The following is a 17,696-nucleotide window of genomic DNA, read 5'->3' on the forward strand; positions in this document are numbered from 1 at the left end:
GCCGCAGAACGGGAAAGACCATGCCTGACCAGCTGTCGAGGATGCTCGGCGAACGCCCTTGGCTCCTGGCCGACGGGGCGACGGGAACCAATCTCTACAACATGGGGCTGGCGCCGGGACAGGCGCCGGACCTGTGGTGCGAAACCCATCCCGACAAGGTGCGCGAGCTGCACCGGCAGATGATCGCCTCGGGCGCCGACATCATCCTGACCAACAGCTTCGGCGCCAATGCCAGCCGGCTACGGCTGGCCAAGGCCGAGGCCCGCGTCGCCGCGCTGAACCGCGCGGCCGCCCGCCTGGCGCGCGAGGCTGCGGCCGGGACCGGCCGCGCGGTGATCGTCGCCGGCTCGATGGGCCCCATCGGCGAGATCATGGCGCCGATGGGCCGGCTGACCGAGGCCGAGGCGACCGCCATGTTCACCGAACAGGCGCAGGCGCTGAAGGAAGGCGGCGCGGACATCCTGTGGATCGAGACGATCAGCGCCGCCGAGGAGATGCGCGCCGCCTCCAAGGCCGCGCAGGCGGTCGGCATGCCCTGGTGCGGCATGATGAGCTTTGAGCCGGGCGGGCGCAGCATGATGGGGGTGACGCCGCCGCAACTCGCCGCGCTGATCGACCGGCTGCCCTATCCGCCGCTGGCCTATGGCGCGAATTGCGGCACCGGCCCGGCCGAGCTGCTGATGGCGGTGGCGGGTTTCGCCGCCTCGGGCAACGAACGGCCGCTGATCGCCAAGCCGAATGCCGGCGTGCCGCGCTATCAGGACGGCGGGCTGATCTATGACGCGACGCCCGGGGTCATGGCGGAATTCGCCGTGCTGGCCCGCGATCTGGGCGTGCGCGTCATCGGCGGCTGCTGCGGCACCACGCCCGAGCATCTGGCCGCCATGCGCGACGCGCTGGTCGCCGCGCCGCGCGGGCCGCGCCCCTCGCCCGAGCGCATCTCGGCCCGCATCGCCGAAGCCATGGGGCCGGGCGAGTAATCAGAACAGCGACAGCTGGTCCCCCGTCCGGGGCGGCGGGCCGAAGCGGCTGCAATCCAGCACCTCGGCCTCGCGCACCAGCCCCAGCCGCTTGCGGGCCAGCCGGAAGCGCTGGTGCAGCAGCTCGGCCTCGGGCCCCTCGCCGCGCATGCGCTTGCCGAAGCGCGGGTCGTTGTCGCGCCCGCCGCGCATCGCCTGCACCCGCGCCATGACATGCCTCGCCTTGCCGGGATGGTGCCGCTCCAGCCAGTCGCGGAACAGCGGCGCCACCTCCAGCGGCAGGCGGATCGGGATCATGCTGGCGGCGCTGGCCCCGGCATCGCGGGCGGCCTGCATGATGCGCTCCATCTCGTGCTCGGTCAGCACCGGGATCACCGGCGCCACCATGACCCGCACCGGCACGCCGGCCTCGGCCAGCACCCGGATCATCCGCAGCCGGGTCGAGGGCGCGGGCGCCCGCGGCTCCATCTGCCGCGCCAGTTCGGCATCCAGCGTGGTGATCGAGACGCCGGCCATCACCTGCCCCTTGGCCGCCATCGCCCCCAGCAGGTCGACATCGCGCATCACCGTGGCGCCGCGCGTCACCAGGCTCAGCGGATGGTTCCAGTCATGCAGCACCTGCAGGCAGCCGCGCATGATGCCCAGCTTGGCCTCGACGGGCTGGTAGGGGTCGGTATTGGTGCCGAAGGCGATGGGCGCCACCGCATAGCCGCGCCGGCCGATCTCGGCTTCCAGCAATTCGGGAGCGTTGGGCTTGGCGGTGATGCGCGTCTCGAAATCCAGCCCCGGCGACAGGCCCAGATAGGCGTGGCTCGGCCGGGCGAAGCAATAGATGCAGCCGTGCTCGCAGCCGCGATAGGGGTTGATCGAGCGGTCGAAGGAGATATCGGGCGAGGTGTTGCGGGTGATGATCGAGCGCGCCCGCTCCTGCGCGACCTCGGTGCGCAGCAGGCTCTGCTCTTCGGGGATGTCCCAGCCGTCTTCCTCGCGCTCGGCCCGATAGGGCTCGAAGCGCGCGGCAGGGCGCGAGTCGGCGCCGCGGGCGCGCAGGATCTCGTCGGGGTTCCGGGGTGGCAGGCTCATGCCGCCAGGCTAGAACATTTAGCGAACATTTTCCAGATCGCGCAGACGATGCCCCGGCCCGGCCCGATTCATCGGCAACAGCATGCGCAAAACCGCGGCGGGGCCTTTTCCAGCCACGCCGCCGGGACCATATTGAAGGCAACGGAGGATGACATGCCGCTGCCGCATTTCCTGATCCTGATTCTCGCCGTGATCCTGGCCGCAGGGCTGACGATCTGGGCGGCAAGCGCCGTTGGCATCCCGCTGTTCGCGCTGGGTCTTCTGGCGCTTCTGGCCGCCGCGATCGCGCATCTGACGACGCGCGATCACCGAAGCTAGATTCTCCCGCATCCGGCCCGCAAGGTGCGGGCGGCCTGGCGGAAACGGACGGGCGGCATCATCGCCGCCCGACCCGGACTGTCTCAGGCGGCTGCGTCGCCCGGTTTCTCGGCACTGTCCTTGACCGCCGACATGGCCGCTTCCTCCGTCCATGCCCGTCCGCCGGCAGCCGGATCGTGCAACAGGCTCCAGGCCCAGGCGGCGACGCCGGGCACTTGCGGATCGTGGCGGATACGCCCGACCGGCACCTCATTGCGGCAGATCGTCCAGTCGCCAGAGACAGGCTTTCCCTCAACCACGGTCTGAATACGCGTCCACATACGAGATCCTTTCTTGTCTTTCGTGATCGCCCTGCAGGGCCGCCTGTCAGCGGCGGCCATGCGCGCGGACGATAGTCGCTGCGCCGGGCGAAGGGCGGCCCGCCGCATACAGGTCTGGATGTCATCACGCAAACCTGACGGCTTCTTTACCCGGCATTGCCGGCGACTGCAACGATCCGCTGTCATTGTCGTGGCGCGGGCCGGCAATCGCGGGCCCCCCGCCCAGGCTCTGGCGCGAAAAACGCCTGGAAAAGCAGCGTCATGCGCGACCGCGCTAATCCGCGATCAGCTCGGTATCCCAATACAGGAAATCCATCCAGCTTTCGTGCAGATGGTTCGGCGGGAAGCGCCGGCCGATGGCGTGCATCTCTTCGGGCGTGGGTCGGCGCGGCGGGCGGCGCAGCCTCAGGCCCGAATGCTTCAGCGATTTGTTCGCCTTTTTCAGGTTGCAGGGCGAGCAGGCGGCGACGACATTTTCCCAGCTGGTGCCACCCCCGCGCGAGCGCGGCACGACATGGTCGAAGGTCAGCTCGCCCTTGGCGCCGCAATACTGGCAGCAGAATTCGTCCCGCAGAAAAAGATTGAAGCGCGTGAAGGCCACGCGCTTCTGGGGTTTGACGTAATCCTTCAGCACCACGACCGAGGGGATGCGTATGGCGTGGCGCTGGCTTCGCACCACCTCGTCGTATTCGGCGATGATCTGGACCCGGTCCAGGAACACCGCCTTGATCGCCTCCTGCCAGGGCCACAATGACAGCGGGTAGTAGCTGAGCGGCCTGAAATCGGCGTTGAGCACCAGCGCGGGGTGGTGGCGCAAGCAGGACGGCTCGCGCACGAATTGCGTTCGGAATTCGCCATGGTCGTCCAGCATCGGCCCTCGCTTCGCCTTGTCCGGGACGGGTCAGAACATGGCACCGACTATATATCGCGGCTCCGGGCTGACAAGTCCCTGAATATATGCCTGGCGCTCAAATAACCGGGCGGCGTGACAAGGGCGTGACACGTTCAATGCGGCGAGGCGATTTTCATCAGCACCAGCCCGGCGACGATCAGCACCGCCGCGACAAGGCGCAGGGCGTCGGCCGATTCGCCCAGCAGCGCCATCCCCAGCACGAAGGTGCCGACCGCGCCGATGCCCGTCCAGATGACATAGGCGGTGCCCAGCGGAAGCACCTTCATCGACAGCGACAGGAACCAGACGCTGGCCACCATGGCGACCAGGGTGATGGCGGTCGGCCAGGGCCGGGTGAACCCCTCGGACAGTTTCATGGCGAAGGCCCAGACCACTTCGAGTAACCCTGCCACACCCAGATAGATCCATGCCATGCCGCGCCTCCTGTCCTGCAGGCAAGCTGTCGCGCGGGGCGGGGGCAAGGTCAAGCCGGGCTGGCCTGCCTGGCCGATTGCTGGCAGGATGGCGGCATGACCACGCCGCCCAAACTGATCGGCACGCTGGAATCGGCGCTTTACGCCGAGGATCTGGACGAGGCCGCCCGCTTCTGGACCGAAACCATCGGCCTGTCCGAAATCGCCCGCGTCCCCGACCGGCACGTCTTCTTCCGCTGCGGCGCGCAGGTGCTGCTGGTGTTTCGCTCCAGCGCGACCCGGATTCCGCCCAAGCCCGACGCCCGCCTGCCCGTGCCGCCGCATGGCGCCGAGGGGCCGGGGCATTTCTGCATGGCCGCAGAGCCCGGCCTGTTCGACGCCTGGCGCGCGCATCTGGAAGCATCGGGGGTCGAGATCGAGGCGGATTTCATCTGGCCGCAAGGCGGCCGCTCGCTCTATTTCCGCGATCCCGCCGGGAATTCGATCGAGATAGCCGATCCCGCGATCTGGGACTGATCGCGGGCCGGGCGGTCAGCGCCGGGCGCGCACCGCGGCATGTTGCGGCTGACGGGCGAGACGCAGGGCCAGCATGCCGGTCGGAATCAGGGCGATCGCAGTCATCCAGATCAGGGTCATGGGGCCTCTCCTCGTCTCTGTGTCTCTTTAAAAAACGTAGGGGCTGCCGCAGGTTTCGCAAGAGGCCAATCGATCAAACCCTCACGGTTTGGCGGCAAACCGCTCTTTCAGGAAGGCCAGCGCCACGGACAGCCCGTCGGGAGAGATGCCGTGCCCGGTATTCTTCATCACATGGCCGTAGACGGTGAAGCCGGCCTTCTGCAGCGCCTCGCCGGCGATTCCCATGCTTTCGAAGGGCACCGTCGGATCCTGATCGCCATGCACCAGCAGGATCGGCGGCCGGACCCGCGCCTTGTCCAGGTTCTCAGTGTCCAGCAACCGGCCCGAGAAGCCCACGACGCCGGCGATCTCGGCGTCGCGCTGCGGGGCCACGGCCAGCGCCATCATCGTGCCCTGCGAGAAGCCGACCAGCGCCAGCCTGTCCGGCGTCAGCCCCTCATCCGCCAGAACCTTGTCGAGGAAGGCATTGATGTCCTTGAAGGATTGCTCGGCCGAGCTGCGGGCCTGCTCTTCGCTGGAGCCGTCCATCCACGGGATCGGAAACCATTGATAGCCCATCGGGTTGTTCAGGCAGGGCTCGGGCGCGTCCGGGGAATAGAAGGCGGTGCCCGGCAGATGCGGCGCCAGCGGATCGGCCAGGCCCAGCAGGTCGGCCCCGTCGGCGCCGTAGCCATGCAGAAAGACCACCACCGAATCGGGTTTCTGCGGGCCTTTGCGTTCGGATTTCAGTTCGCGCAGCATCTCGTCCCCCTAACGGACGCCCTCGCGCCCCTTTGCGGCCCGGTAATAGGCCCAGAGTGCCCGGGCCGCAACCGCGCGCCAGGGCCGCCAGGGTTCGGCCAGCGCCGTCAGCGCAGCGGGGCCGGGCCGCTCGGGCAAGCCGTAGAGCAGCCGCGCCGCCTCGGCCAGCGCCAGGTCGCCGGCGGCAAAGGCATCGGCGCGGCCGAGCGCGAATTTCAGATAGATCTCGGCGGTCCAGCGGCCGATTCCCGGCAGGGCGGTCAGCCGGGCGATCACTTCCTCGTCGGGCAGGGTCCGCAAGCCCGGCCAGTCGACCCCGGCCGCGACGATGCCGCGCAGGTAGCGGATCTTCGGCCGCGACAGTCCGGCGGCGCGCAGCGTCTCGTCCTCTGCCGCGGCGATCCCGGCCTCGTCGGCCAGCCCCGCCTCGGCCATGCGCGCGCCGATGGCCGCCGCCGCCCGGGTCGAGATCTGCTGCGAGACCAGCGCGTCGCGGATCGCCGGAAAACCCTCGGGCCAGCGCCGCATCGGCAGGGGCAGCAGCGCCGGCAGTTCCCGCGCCCAGACCGGGCAGACCCGGACCAGATGCGCCGCGCCTTCCTCCAGATCGGCGGGGGCGCGGATCTCGCGCATCATTCCTCCTCGTCGGCCAGCCGCGCCTCTTCCTTCAGCCGGGTCTCGAAGGCCATCGAGATATGGTGCCGCAGCGCCTGTTCCGCCGCCGCCCCGTCATGGGCGGCGATGGCGTCGACGATGGCCTGATGCTCGTCCAGCGTCACCACGTCGCGGCCCTGCGCGGCCAGGCTGGTGCGCGCCATCAAGGCCATGCTGCGATGCACCAGGTCCAGCTGCTGCACCAGATAGCGGTTGTGCGAGGCCAGGTGAATCTGGTGGTGAAAGCGGCGGTTCGCCCGCGCCAGGGCCTGCGGGTCGCCCAGGATGGCGCGGTCGTCCTCGACCATGCCGGCCAGCACGCGCACCTCCTCGGGCGTGGCGTGGCGGGCGGCCAGCCGGGCGGCCAGCGCCTCGAGCTCGGCGCGCACGGTGTAAAGCTCGGCCAGCTGGTTGTGGTCCAGCGTGGCGACGATCAGGCTGCGCCCGTCGCGCTTGAGCATGGACTGGGTTTCCAGCCGCTGCAAAGCCTCGCGGACCGGGGTGCGCGAGACGCCGAAACGCTCGGCCAGCTCGGATTCGACCAGCCGGTCGCCGGGGCGATAGATGCCGTTGTCGATGGCGGAAAGGATCAGGGAATAGGCGTCTTTCATGGCGGGCACGATCCCCGCTTGGAACGGCGATTGCAAGCGCCATGCCGCGGGTTTAGGCAGGCGCCATGGATTTTCGTCATGTCTCCACCTGGATCTTCGATCTGGACAACACGCTTTATGCGCCCGAGGTCAGGCTTTTCGCCCAGATCGAGCGGCGCATGACCGCCTATGTCATGCGCGAATTGCGCGTGACCGAGGCGGAGGCCAGCCGGCTGCGCCGCCATTACTGGCGGACGCACGGCACGACGCTGGCCGGGTTGATGGCCGAGCATGGCATCGACCCGCTGCCCTATCTGCGCGACGTCCATGACATCGACTTCACGGTCCTGACCCCGGACCCGGAACTGGCGGCGCTGATCGCCGCCCTGCCCGGCCGCAAGATCGTGCATACCAATGCCGACAGCGCCTATGCGACGCGGGTGCTGGAACATCGCGGGCTGATGGTCTTCGACGCGATCCACGGCGTCGAGGAAGCGGGCTTCCACCCCAAGCCGGATGCGCGCTCTTATGCCGCAGTTCTGGCCGCCGAGGGGTTCGAACCTGCCGGCGCCGCCATGTTCGAGGACGACCCCAGGAACCTCGCCATCCCGCATGAGCTTGGAATGCGGACGATTCTGGTCGGTCCGGGCCGCCACGGCCCGGACGAGCTTGCCGGGGACCAGGACCACGGGCCGCATGTGCATTACCGCACCGGCGACCTGGCCGCCTTCCTGCGCGGGCTTGCCGGAACCGACGGGCCGGTTAAGACTTGAGCTTCCGCCCGACAGGAAAACCGCAAGCCGAGGAACGCGCCATGTCCCAACCGCTCACCCCCGCCGAAGCCGCCGCCCAGGACCGGGCCGAGGCGCGCACCGCGAGAAGCCTTTTCACCTTCGCGCTGCTGGCCGTGGTGCTCTCGGTGGTGGTCCTGGTGCTCTGGGGCCTGCCGGGGCTCAGCCTGATCGCGCTGGCCGCGACGGCGCTGGTCTTCGCCATGCTCGCCGCCTATGCGGCCGGGTTCTAGGCCGGCCCCGACCATGCAGATCGACGATACCGAGGTCCTCGTCTCCGGCGGCGGCATCGCCGGGCTGATCGCGGCCGCCGCCTTCGGCAGCGCCGGGCATCGGGTGGTCTGCGTCGACCCCGCCCCGCCGGTGACCGACGAGGCGGCTGAGGGCTCGGACCTGCGCAGCACCGCCTTCCTGCGCCCCTCGATCGCCGTGCTGCAGGCGGCCGGGCTGTGGGACCGCCTTTCCCCGCATGCCACGGCGCTGCAGGTGATGCGGATCATCGACGCCGGCGGGAAGCTGCCGCAGGCGCGGCTGGCCCGTGACTTCGACGCCGCCGAGATCTCGGACCAGCCCTTCGGCTGGAACCTGCCCAACTGGCTTTTGAAGCGCGAGATCTCGGCCCGCCTCGCCGGGCTGCAGAATGTCCGCTTCCTGCCCGGCACCGGCACGGCGGGGCTGCTGGCCCGCGACAGCGAGGCACTGGCGACGCTGACCGATGGCCGCCGCATCCGCGCGAAGCTGGTGATCGGCGCCGACGGCCGCAACTCGCCAGTCCGCGAATCGCTCGGCATCGGCACCCGCACGCTGCGCTACGGCCAGAAGGCGCTGGCCTTCGCCGTCACCCATGACCGCCCGCACGACAACGTCTCGACCGAAATCCACCGCTCGGGCGGCCCCTTCACGCTGGTGCCGCTGCCCGGCCGGGACGGCAAGCCCAGTTCGGCCGTGGTCTGGATGGAGCGCGGCCCGGAAACTGCCCGGCTGCGCGCCCTGCCCCGCGAGGATTTCGAGGCCGAGCTGAACCGCCGCTCGGCCGGGGTGCTGGGCCGCCTGACCCAGGCGACGCGGCTGACGGAATGGCCGATCATCAGCCAGATCGCCGACCGCTTCACCGGCCCGCGCACGGCGCTGATCGCCGAGGCCGCGCATGTGGTGCCGCCCATCGGCGCGCAGGGGCTGAACATGAGCCTTGCCGATCTCGCCGCCCTGCTCGATCTCTCGGCGGAGGACCCGGGCAGCGCGGAATCGCTCGCCGCCTATGAGCGCCGCCGCCGTCCCGAGGCGCTGGCCCGGCTGTTCGGCATCGACGCGCTGAACCGCGCCAGCATAATCTCGGCCCGGCCGCTGCGCGACCTGCGCGCCGCCGCCCTGGGCGGGCTCTACGCCGTGGCCCCGGTCCGCCGCTTCATGATGCGGGCCGGCCTGGGTGTCAGCTGAGCGGCTTTCTCTGTTTTCCAAATACCCATCTTGCAGCCCAGCCCGGCGCCCGAGTTGATGGAACCGCCGCAGGGGTATTTCAGAAACAGAGAAAGCCCGTCCGGCGCCCCATGGCATCCCCCGCCGCGATCTGCCACATATCCCGCATGGCCAAACCGATCACCGCCTTCACCTGCACCGCCTGCGGCGCCAGCCATCGCAAATGGGCCGGCCGGTGCGACGCCTGCGGCGCCTGGAACACCATCGTCGAGGAAGCGCCGCTTTCCCAGGGCCCCGGGCGCGGCCTCGGCACGCTCAAGGGCAAGCCGATCCCGCTTTCGGGCCTCGCCACGCAGGAGGCGCCGCCGCCGCGCGCCACCTCGGGCATCGCCGAGTTCGATCGGGTGCTGGGCGGCGGGCTGGTGCCCGGCTCGGCGATCCTGGTCGGCGGCGATCCGGGCATCGGCAAGTCCACGCTGCTCTTGCAGGCCGCCGCCGCCTTCGCCCGCGCCGGCCAGCAGGCGATCTATGTCTCGGGCGAGGAAGCCAGCGCCCAGGTCCGGCTGCGCGCGCAGCGCCTGGGCCTCGGCGACGCACCCGTCCGCCTGGGGGCCGAGACCGCCTTGCGCGACATCCTGACCACGCTCGACGCCGAACGGCCGGACGTCGCGGTGATCGACTCGATCCAGACGCTCTGGTCCGACCGGATCGAGGCGGCGCCCGGCTCGGTCGCGCAGGTCCGCGCCGCCGCGCATGAGCTCGTCACCTTCGCCAAGCGCCGCGGCACCGCGGTCATCCTGGTCGGCCATGTCACCAAGGAGGGCCAGATCGCCGGCCCGCGCGTCGTCGAGCACATGGTCGACACCGTGCTGTATTTCGAGGGCGAGCGCGGCCACCAGTTCCGCATCCTGCGCGCCCACAAGAACCGTTTCGGTCCGGCCGACGAGATCGGCGTCTTCGAGATGACCGGCGGCGGGCTCTCCGAAGTCGCCAATCCCTCGGCGCTGTTTCTGTCCGAACGCGGCGAGGCCAGCGCCGGCTCGGCCGTCTTCGCCGGCATCGAGGGCACCCGCCCGGTGCTGACCGAGGTGCAGGCCCTCGTCGCCCCCTCGACATTGGCAAGTCCCCGCCGAACCGTGGTCGGACTCGATGGCGGCCGGGTCTCGACCATCCTCGCCGTGCTCGAGGCGCGCTGTGCCGTTCCCTTCGCCGGCCTTGACGTTTTTCTCAATGTTGCCGGGGGGATGCGCGTCGCCGAGCCTGCAGCCGACCTCGCCATCGCCGCCGCGCTGCTCAGCGCGCGCGAGGACTTCGCGCTGCCGCCCGAAGCCGTGCTTTTCGGCGAGATCAGCCTTTCCGGCGCGTTACGGCCGGTCGCGCAGGCGGAAAACAGGTTGAAAGAGGCGCAGAAACTTGGTTTTTCACGGGCGATCCTGCCGGCGGCCACCAAGGTCGAGGGCATGGCCGCGATGCGGATCGACCGCATCGCGGATCTGACAAGTTTCGTGGGCGAGACATTCGGCGCCGGATGAACTCGTCCCAAGACGCGGGCAATGCCGCGAAAGGGCGTGAAAATGGACGGATTCACCATCATCGACGGCATCGTCGCGGCCGTGATCATCCTCTCGGCGATCCTGGCCTATGCGCGCGGCTTCGTGCGCGAATCGCTGGCGATCCTGGGCTGGATCGGCGCGGCGGTGCTGGCCTTCATCTTCGCGCCGACGGTGCGGCCGATGGTGGCGCAGGTGCCGGGGCTGAACAAGTTCCTGGCCGACAGCTGCGAGCTGGCCACCATCGCCGGCTTCGCCACGGTCTTCGCGCTGGCGCTGGTGCTGTTCTCGATCATCACGCCGCTGTTTTCCTCGGTCGTGCAGCGTTCCGCGCTTGGCGGCGTCGACCAGGGCATGGGGTTCCTGTTCGGCGTGGCGCGCGGCATCCTGCTCGTCGCCATCGCCTTCATCGTCTATGACCGGGTGATGGCCACCCAGCCCGTCGCGGTGGTGGAAAACTCGCGCTCGGCCCAGGTGTTCGAGCGCATGCGCGGCCAGATGGACCAGCAGATCCCGCAGGACGCCCCCGGCTGGGTGGTCAGCCGCTACGAGCAGCTGGTGCGCAGCTGCGGGCCCGTGGGCCAGCCGGTCGATGCCGCGACTCCCGTCCCCGCCACGCCGGCGAACTAGGGCGATATGGCTCTTTTGTGACATAAAATGCGCCCCGCGATGGCGGTGGGGCGTGACTTCGCCGGCCTGACACCCTAGATTGGCGTCGAACGTCCCCTATACCCAGCCCCGGAATAGCCCCAAGAGTCGGTGATGATGCAGCCATTCCTTGCCCATCCCTTCGATTCCGACCGCCTGCACGAAGAATGCGGCGTGTTCGGCGTGATCGGAGTGACGGATGCCGCCAATTTCGTCGCCCTCGGGCTGCACGCCCTGCAGCATCGCGGACAGGAGGCCGGCGGTATCGTCAGCCACGATGCCGAGCAGGGCTTCAACAGCGCCCACCGCTTCGGCTATGTGCGCGACAACTTCACCAAGCAAAGCCTGATGGAGACGCTGCCCGGCTCGCTCGCCATCGGCCATGTGCGCTATTCCACCGCCGGCACCAAGGCGGCGACGGCGATCCGCGACGTGCAGCCCTTCTTCGGCGAATTCGCCATGGGCGGCTGCGCCATCGCCCATAACGGCAACATCACCAACGCCATGGCGCTGCGCCGCGAACTGATCGAGCGCGGCTCGATCTTCCAGTCCAGCAGCGACAGCGAATGCATCATCCACCTGATGGCGCGGTCCATCCAGCGCAACATCCCCGAGCGGATGAAGGACGCGCTGCGCCGGGTCGAGGGCGCCTTTTCGGTCATCGCCATGACCCGCACCAAGCTGATCGGCGTGCGCGACCCCCTGGGCGTGCGGCCGCTGGTGCTGGGCAGGCTGGGCGACGAGGGTTTCGTGCTGGCCTCGGAAACCTGCGCGCTCGACATCATCGGCGCCGAGTTCCTGCGCGAGATCGAGCCGGGCGAGATGGTGGTGATCTCGAAGGGCGAGGTCGAAAGCTCGCGCCCCTTCGGCCCCTCCAAGGGCCGGTTCTGCATCTTCGAGCATGTCTATTTCTCGCGCCCCGATTCGATCATCGGCGGCCGCTCGGTCTATGAGACCCGGCGCCAGATCGGCGTGGAACTGGCGCGCGAGGCCCCGGTCGAGGCCGACCTGGTCTGCCCGGTGCCCGACAGCGGCACCCCCGCCGCCATCGGCTATGCGCATGAAAGCGGCATCCCCTTCGGCATGGGCATCATCCGCAACCAGTATATGGGCCGGACCTTCATCGAGCCGACCGAGCAGATCCGCAACATGGGCGTGCGGCTGAAGCTCAACGTCAACCGGGCGCTGGTCAAGGGCAAGCGCGTGGTGCTGGTGGACGATTCCGTGGTGCGCGGCACGACCAGCCGCAAGATCAAGGACATGATCCTGGACGCCGGCGCGGCCGAGGTGCATTTCCGCATCGCCAGCCCGCCCACCGCCTGGCCCTGCTTCTACGGCGTGGACACGCCCGACCGCGACAAGCTGCTGGCCGCGCAGATGTCCGAGGAAGAGATGCGCGAATGGATCGGCGTCGACAGCCTGGCCTTCGTGTCGCTGGACGGGCTCTATCGCGCCGTGGGCGAGGCAGAGGGCCGCAACAAGTCCTGTCCGCAATATTGCGACGCCTGCTTCTCGGGCGAATATCCGGTGGCGCCCTTCGACCAGCTGGAACGCGGCTTCCGCATGAAATCCGACGGCAACCCGGCGCCGGTCACCGGCCACGCGGCAGAGTGATCCGCGCGCGGCGCTGAAGCCGGGCAGAAAAAAGCCGGGGGTTAGATGCCCCCGGCTTTTTTTCACCCCCGCCCCCGCCTGGCCGGTTCAGATGCGGCCGATCTGCTCGGGCAGGATGACGGTGAAGCGGCTGCCCTGCCCGCGCTCGCTCTCGATGCGCAGCCGGCCGCGATGCCGGTTCACGATATGCTTGACGATGGCAAGGCCCAGCCCGGTGCCGCCCTGCTCGCGCGAGCGGTGGGTATCCACGCGATAGAACCGTTCGGTCAGCCGCGGCAGATGCTGGGGATCGATGCCCTCGCCCCGGTCGGCGACGCAGACCGACCAGGCCGGGCCGCGCAGCACCGGCTCATGCGCCAGACGCTCCAGCGTCACCGTGACGACGCCGCCCGCGCCGCCATATTTCACCGCGTTCTCGATCAGGTTGTGGAACACCTGCACCAGCTGGTCGGCATCGCCCGGCACCGGCACCTTCCCGCCGGCGCCCTGCAGGTCCAGCTGCACCCCGGCCGCGGTGGCGGCAGGGGTCAGCGTCGCAACCACGCCGCCAAGCAGCGCCGCCAGATCGAGGCTCTGCGCCGGCCGGCGGCGCTCGTCCTGTTCGACCCGGCTCAGCGACAGGAGGTCGGCAACCAGCCGGTTCATCCGCCCCGCCTCGCGCTCCATGATGTCGAGAAAGCGGGCGCGCGCCGCGGGATCGTTGCGGGCCGGGCCGCGCAGCGTCTCGATGAAGCCCATCAGCGCGGTCAGCGGTGTGCGCAGCTCGTGGCTGACATTGGCGACGAAATCACGGCGCATCTGCTCGGTCTCCTCGTCGCGCGAACGGTCCTCGATCGCCACCGTGGCGCCGTTGAGCCCGGGCGCCCGCAGCGCCGTCACCGTCACCTCGCAGAACACCCGCCGGTCGGCGGCGCCCAGCGTGGCGGTCAGCGGCGCCCGGTCCTGCCCGGCCAGCACCGCGTCCAGCGCGGCATTGACCTCGGGGTGGCGCAGCACGGTGACGAAGGGCCGCCCGCCCGGCACCGTGCCCAGCAGCGCCTCGGCCGCCTCGTTGGCGCCGATGATGCGCGCATGGCCGTCCACCACCAGCATCGGCACCGGCACGCCGCGAAGCAGCGCATGCAGCCGCGCCTCGATCATTCCGGGAGGGCCTGGGTCAATCCCCGGCGGAAGCGGGCGGCGTTGCGGCTGTAGCCCTCGGCCGATTTCAGCAGCTGCGCCCGCGCCGCCTCGTCCAGTTCGCGCACGATCTTGCCCGGCGCGCCCATGACCAGAGAGCCGGGCGGGATCACCTTGTTCTCGGCGATCAGCGCCCCGGCGCCGATCAGCGAACCGGCGCCGATTCGCGCCCCGTTCAGGATGATCGCGCCCATGCCGATCAGTGCCCCGTCCTCGATGGTGCAGCCGTGCAGGATGGCGCGGTGGCCGATGGTGCAATCGGCGCCGATGGTCAGCGGATAGCCCAGGTCAGTATGGCAGACCGTCAGGTCCTGCACGTTCGTGTTGCGGCCGACGTGGATCTCCTCGTTGTCGCCGCGCAGCACGGCGCCGAACCAGACGCTGGCCCCCGGCTCCAGCACCACCTTGCCCATCAGCTGCGCATCCGGCGCCACCCAGGCGTCCCCGGCGATTTGCGGCGCGATGCCGTCCAGTTCCCAGATCATGCGCTTTCCTCCTCCATGAGCGCGCGGACGAAGGGACCAAGGCCGACCTGCCGGGCGCGGCGCATCCGCTCGGCCCGCAGGATGGTCTTCAGCGCCTCGGCGCTTCGGTCCAGATCGTCGTTGACGATGACGTAGTCGTATTCCGCCCAATGGCTGATCTCGTCGCGGCTCTTGCGCATCCGGCCGGCGATCACCTCGGGCGCGTCCTGCTGGCGCGCGACCAGCCGGCGCTCCAGCTCGGCCAGGCTGGGCGGCAGCACGAAGATCGAGATGACATGCGCGCCAAGGGACGAGGCGCGGATCTGCTGGCCGCCCTGCCAGTCCACGTCGAAAAGCGTGTCGCGACCGGCCCGCATCGCCTCTTCCACCGGGCCGCGCGGCGTGCCGTAGAAATTGCCGAAGACCTCGGCATGTTCCAGCATCTCGCCCGCCTCGACCATGGCGCGGAACTGCGCTGGGGTGCGGAAATAATAGTGCTCGCCCTCGATCTCGCCCGGGCGCGGGCTGCGGGTCGTGGCCGAGACGGAAAAGCGCAGATCGGGGTCCCAGTCCATCAGCCGCCGCGCCAGCGTCGACTTGCCCGCCCCCGAGGGCGAGGACAGGATGACCAGAAGTCCGTTGCGTTCCATCTGCATGCCCTTGCCCCTGCCGTTCCAGCGCCGCCTGAATGGCCTTGCCCGCCAGCCGGGTCAAGCCCCGGGGGAAGCGCCGGGGTTTTTAACCATCGGTAAAGAAATCGCTCGGCAGCGGGAAGCGAAAGGATTAGATTTCCGCCAAGGGTTTGTTGCACGGGTAAGCAGGTAAGGCCGGAACGGATGGCGAAGGACCACGGACAGGACGAGGATTGCGCACGGAAATCCGGCCTGCCCGGGCTTCGGCCCGGCAAGCTTCTGCATCTTGCCGATTACGAGCCGGTCCAGCCCGAACGCATCCTGGGCGAGCTGCGCGGCTATTGGGAAGGGCTGCGCCAGGGCCGCGCCATTCCCGACCGCGCCGATATCGAGCCGCGCGGCATCCGCCGGGCGCTGGACTATGCCTTCATCCTTGAACGCATCGCCCCGGGCGCGGCGCGCTTTCGTCTGGCCGGGCGCCATCTGATCGACCTGATGGGGATGGAGGTGCGCGGCATGCCGCTTTGCGCCTTTCTGAACACAAGTTCGCGCGGGCGGCTGTCGGATGTGCTGGAAAGCGTGTTCCGCGGCCCGCAGATCGCCGAGATGACGCTGGAATCGCCGGCCGGCTACGGCCGCCCGGCGCTGGAGGGGCGGCTGCTGCTCCTGCCGCTGCGCTCGGATCTCGGGGACGTGACGCGGGCGCTTGGCTGCCTGATCGCGCAGGGCCGGTTCGGCGAGGCGCCGCGCCGCTTCGACCTGCTCTCGGATCAGGAATTTCCGGTCATTCCCGGCGCCCGGGTGCTGGAGCCCTCGCCGTCGCGGGCGGGCTTTGCCGAGCCCCCCGCGCCCTGGAGCGGGATTTGCGCATCCAGCCCCTCCGATCCGCCTCCCGATCCGGCCACGCCCGAAGAGCGCCGCGCCCGTTTCCGCATCGTCAGCAGCACCGAGCCGCCGAAGCCGCGCGGACGCCGCTTCTGAACCTTGTTCCTCGGCAGCGGAGAGGCGGGACGCATAGGGTTCCGGACCCGCCGCTTGGGGCGGAGCGGCCGCATGACCCCGCCGCCGCTATCCCCTTTGATCGGGCCCATGTCGCTGCGGCCCTGCCTGCCCCTTCCCGCTGTCCCGAAAACCGTCTCCGGCGGCAAGCGCCCGCAGCCCTGCGGCATGGCGCCGGCCCTTCCGGCGGGGCGCTTCGCCGCCCGTGCCGAAGCGGGATGCCTGCCGCGCACGGGGCAACGCCGCGCCTGAACACCGCGCATGAAAAAGGCGGCGAGGCCGTGGCCCGCCGCCCGTTTCGCCTTTGCCGGCGGATCAGCTCGCCTTGGCGTGCCTGGAACCGTTGACGCGGCGATTGCGCAGTTCTTCGGCCACGAGGAAGGCCAGCTCCAGCGACTGGCTGGCATTCAGACGCGGATCGCAGGCGGTGTGATAGCGGTCCGACAGGTCCTCGTCGGTCACGGCGCGCACGCCGCCGGTGCATTCGGTCACGTCCTTGCCGGTCATCTCGAAATGCACGCCGCCGGGGATGGTGCCCTCGGCGCGATGGACGGCAAAGAACTCGCGCACCTCGCGCAGCACCGAATCGAAGGGCCGGGTCTTGTAGCCCGAGGCCGACTTGATGGTGTTGCCGTGCATCGGGTCGCAGGACCAGACGACATTCGCGCCCTCTTCCTGCACCGCCTTGATCAGGCGCGGCAGGTGGTCGCCGACCGAGCCGGCGCCGAAGCGGGCGATCAGCGTCAGCCGGCCGGCCTCGTTTTCCGGGTTCAGCTTGGCGATCAGCGCCTTGAGATCGCTGTCGGTGATCGAGGGGCCGCATTTCAGCCCGATCGGGTTCTGCACGCCGCGGCAGAATTCGACATGCGCGCCGTCGACCTGGCGGGTGCGGTCGCCGATCCAGATCATGTGGCCCGAGCCGGCGACCGGCAGGCCGGTGGTCGAATCGATGCGGGCCAGCGCCTCTTCGTATTCCAGCAGCAGCGCCTCGTGGCTAGTGTAGAAATCCACCTTGCCGAGGTCATGCGCGGTTTCCGAGGTCACGCCGGCGGCGGCCATGAAGGCCATGGCGTCGCTGATCCGGTCGGCGATGTCGCGATAGCGCGCGGCTTCCTCGCCGCCGGTGAAGTCGCTGATCCAGTTCTGCACCCGGTGGATGTCGGCATAGCCGCCGGTCGAGAAGGCGCGCAGCAGGTTCAGCGAGGCCGCGGCCTGGGTATAGGCCGAAAGCATGCGCTGCGGGTCGGGGATGCGCGCCTTGGGCGTGAAATCGAAGCCGTTGATGATGTCGCCGCGATAGATCGGCAGCTCCTGCTCGCCGATCTTTTCGGTCGGGGCCGAGCGCGGCTTGGCGAACTGGCCCGCCATGCGGCCGACCTTGACCACCGGCAGCTGCGCGCCCCAGGTCAGCACCACGGCCATCTGCAGCATGACCTTGAAGGTGTCGCGGATGTTGTCGGCCGAAAATTCGGCAAAGCTTTCGGCGCAGTCGCCGCCCTGCAGCAGGAAGGCGCGGCCGGCGGCGACCTCGCCCAGCGAGGCCTTCAGGCGGCGCGCCTCGCCGGCAAAGACCAGCGGCGGGTATTTGGCCAGCTGGGCCTCGACCGCCTCCAGCGCGGCCTGGTCGGGATAGTCGGGCATCTGGACGCGCGGATAGGCGCGCCAGCCGCGCTTGTCCCATGCCTTCGCCGGGGTCGCGGAACTGGAATTCGTCGGTGCCATGATCCTATCCTTCATGCAAGCGGTGCCTGCCAT

General features: G+C 69.5%; 21 protein-coding genes. 10 read left to right on the forward strand and 11 right to left on the reverse strand.

The genetic code is table 11. The annotated features are described in order from the left end of the window. Positions 1–20 precede the first annotated feature (20 nt). Positions 21–980, forward strand: a complete 960-nt coding sequence (gene bmt, locus L632_RS0111175) for a betaine--homocysteine S-methyltransferase (RefSeq protein WP_028712383.1) — start codon at positions 21–23, stop codon at positions 978–980. Here bmt and L632_RS0111180 read toward each other — a convergent pair whose 3' ends face one another. Then, on the reverse strand, positions 981–2,063 hold the full coding sequence (locus L632_RS0111180) for a PA0069 family radical SAM protein (RefSeq protein ID WP_028716819.1): 1,083 nt from the start codon (positions 2,061–2,063) through the stop codon (positions 981–983). Positions 2,064–2,216: 153 nt separating this feature from the next. Here L632_RS0111180 and L632_RS24640 point away from each other — a divergent pair, with 153 nt between their 5' ends. Beyond that, positions 2,217–2,381 (forward strand): hypothetical protein, encoded by a 165-nt coding sequence (locus L632_RS24640; protein WP_198019324.1) that lies wholly within the window; start codon positions 2,217–2,219, stop codon positions 2,379–2,381. Between the two features lie 83 nt (positions 2,382–2,464). Here the strand turns inward: L632_RS24640 and L632_RS0111190 are convergent, their stop codons facing one another. The 3 genes from L632_RS0111190 to L632_RS0111200 form a co-directional block, all read right to left on the reverse strand. Continuing rightward, on the reverse strand, positions 2,465–2,701 hold the full coding sequence (locus L632_RS0111190) for a hypothetical protein (RefSeq protein WP_028712381.1): 237 nt from the start codon (positions 2,699–2,701) through the stop codon (positions 2,465–2,467). A gap of 274 nt (positions 2,702–2,975) precedes the next feature. Then, complete coding sequence (locus tag L632_RS0111195) at positions 2,976–3,572, reverse strand: HNH endonuclease (RefSeq protein WP_028712380.1); 597 nt, start codon at positions 3,570–3,572, stop codon at positions 2,976–2,978. Positions 3,573–3,706: 134 nt separating this feature from the next. Beyond that, positions 3,707–4,027, reverse strand: coding sequence for a multidrug efflux SMR transporter (locus tag L632_RS0111200; RefSeq protein WP_028712379.1), 321 nt, complete (start codon positions 4,025–4,027; stop codon positions 3,707–3,709). Positions 4,028–4,123: 96 nt separating this feature from the next. On the opposite strand from L632_RS0111200, the gene L632_RS0111205 reads away from it, so the two are divergent. Next, on the forward strand, positions 4,124–4,543 hold the full coding sequence (locus L632_RS0111205; protein ID WP_028712378.1) for a VOC family protein: 420 nt from the start codon (positions 4,124–4,126) through the stop codon (positions 4,541–4,543). A 201-nt stretch (positions 4,544–4,744) separates the two neighbouring features. Here L632_RS0111205 and L632_RS0111215 read toward each other — a convergent pair whose 3' ends face one another. From L632_RS0111215 to L632_RS0111225, 3 genes are read right to left on the reverse strand one after another with little or no spacing between them, the layout of a single operon-like run. Beyond that, positions 4,745–5,404 carry an alpha/beta hydrolase gene (locus tag L632_RS0111215; protein WP_028712377.1) on the reverse strand — a complete coding sequence of 220 codons (660 nt, stop codon included), beginning with the start codon at positions 5,402–5,404 and terminating at the stop codon, positions 4,745–4,747. Between the two features lie 9 nt (positions 5,405–5,413). Next, positions 5,414–6,037, reverse strand: coding sequence for a DNA-3-methyladenine glycosylase (locus L632_RS0111220; RefSeq protein ID WP_028712376.1), 624 nt, complete (start codon positions 6,035–6,037; stop codon positions 5,414–5,416). Then, complete coding sequence (locus L632_RS0111225; protein WP_028712375.1) at positions 6,037–6,669, reverse strand: GntR family transcriptional regulator; 633 nt, start codon at positions 6,667–6,669, stop codon at positions 6,037–6,039. The genes L632_RS0111220 and L632_RS0111225 overlap by 1 nt, the downstream gene beginning before the upstream one ends. 65 nt (positions 6,670–6,734) lie before the next feature. On the opposite strand from L632_RS0111225, the gene L632_RS22555 reads away from it, so the two are divergent. The 6 genes from L632_RS22555 to purF all read left to right on the forward strand — a co-directional run bounded on the left by L632_RS22555 (position 6,735) and on the right by purF (position 12,667). After that, positions 6,735–7,421: a pyrimidine 5'-nucleotidase gene (locus tag L632_RS22555; protein ID WP_028712374.1), complete on the forward strand. Its 687-nt coding sequence runs from the start codon at positions 6,735–6,737 to the stop codon at positions 7,419–7,421. A gap of 41 nt (positions 7,422–7,462) precedes the next feature. Then, complete coding sequence (locus L632_RS0111235) at positions 7,463–7,672, forward strand: hypothetical protein (protein WP_028712373.1); 210 nt, start codon at positions 7,463–7,465, stop codon at positions 7,670–7,672. Positions 7,673–7,685: 13 nt separating this feature from the next. Continuing rightward, positions 7,686–8,876, forward strand: coding sequence for a UbiH/UbiF family hydroxylase (locus L632_RS0111240; protein WP_028716820.1), 1,191 nt, complete (start codon positions 7,686–7,688; stop codon positions 8,874–8,876). Between the two features lie 146 nt (positions 8,877–9,022). Beyond that, complete coding sequence (radA, locus tag L632_RS0111245) at positions 9,023–10,387, forward strand: DNA repair protein RadA (protein WP_028716821.1); 1,365 nt, start codon at positions 9,023–9,025, stop codon at positions 10,385–10,387. A gap of 42 nt (positions 10,388–10,429) precedes the next feature. Further along, positions 10,430–11,035, forward strand: coding sequence for a CvpA family protein (locus L632_RS0111250; protein ID WP_028712370.1), 606 nt, complete (start codon positions 10,430–10,432; stop codon positions 11,033–11,035). 135 nt (positions 11,036–11,170) lie between these two features. After that, positions 11,171–12,667 (forward strand): amidophosphoribosyltransferase, encoded by a 1,497-nt coding sequence (purF, locus tag L632_RS0111255; RefSeq protein ID WP_156929443.1) that lies wholly within the window; start codon positions 11,171–11,173, stop codon positions 12,665–12,667. Between the two features lie 87 nt (positions 12,668–12,754). Here purF and L632_RS0111260 read toward each other — a convergent pair whose 3' ends face one another. The 3 genes from L632_RS0111260 to gmk are packed head-to-tail and all read right to left on the reverse strand — an operon-like array spanning position 12,755 to position 14,960. Then, positions 12,755–13,807 (reverse strand): ATP-binding protein, encoded by a 1,053-nt coding sequence (locus L632_RS0111260; protein ID WP_028712368.1) that lies wholly within the window; start codon positions 13,805–13,807, stop codon positions 12,755–12,757. Next, positions 13,804–14,331, reverse strand: a complete 528-nt coding sequence (locus L632_RS0111265) for a gamma carbonic anhydrase family protein (protein ID WP_028716822.1) — start codon at positions 14,329–14,331, stop codon at positions 13,804–13,806. Before L632_RS0111265 ends, L632_RS0111260 begins: the two co-directional genes overlap by 4 nt. Further along, positions 14,328–14,960, reverse strand: a complete 633-nt coding sequence (gene gmk, locus L632_RS0111270) for a guanylate kinase (protein ID WP_028712366.1) — start codon at positions 14,958–14,960, stop codon at positions 14,328–14,330. Before gmk ends, L632_RS0111265 begins: the two co-directional genes overlap by 4 nt. 186 nt (positions 14,961–15,146) lie before the next feature. On the opposite strand from gmk, the gene L632_RS0111275 reads away from it, so the two are divergent. Further along, complete coding sequence (locus L632_RS0111275; RefSeq protein ID WP_028712365.1) at positions 15,147–15,923, forward strand: PAS domain-containing protein; 777 nt, start codon at positions 15,147–15,149, stop codon at positions 15,921–15,923. 333 nt (positions 15,924–16,256) lie between these two features. Here L632_RS0111275 and L632_RS0111285 read toward each other — a convergent pair whose 3' ends face one another. Beyond that, on the reverse strand, positions 16,257–17,663 hold the full coding sequence (locus L632_RS0111285; protein WP_036698095.1) for a class II 3-deoxy-7-phosphoheptulonate synthase: 1,407 nt from the start codon (positions 17,661–17,663) through the stop codon (positions 16,257–16,259). Positions 17,664–17,696 lie beyond the last annotated feature (33 nt).

Source organism: Paracoccus sp. J39, from assembly GCF_000518925.1.
In the GTDB taxonomy this organism is placed as follows: Bacteria; Pseudomonadota; Alphaproteobacteria; order Rhodobacterales; family Rhodobacteraceae; genus Paracoccus.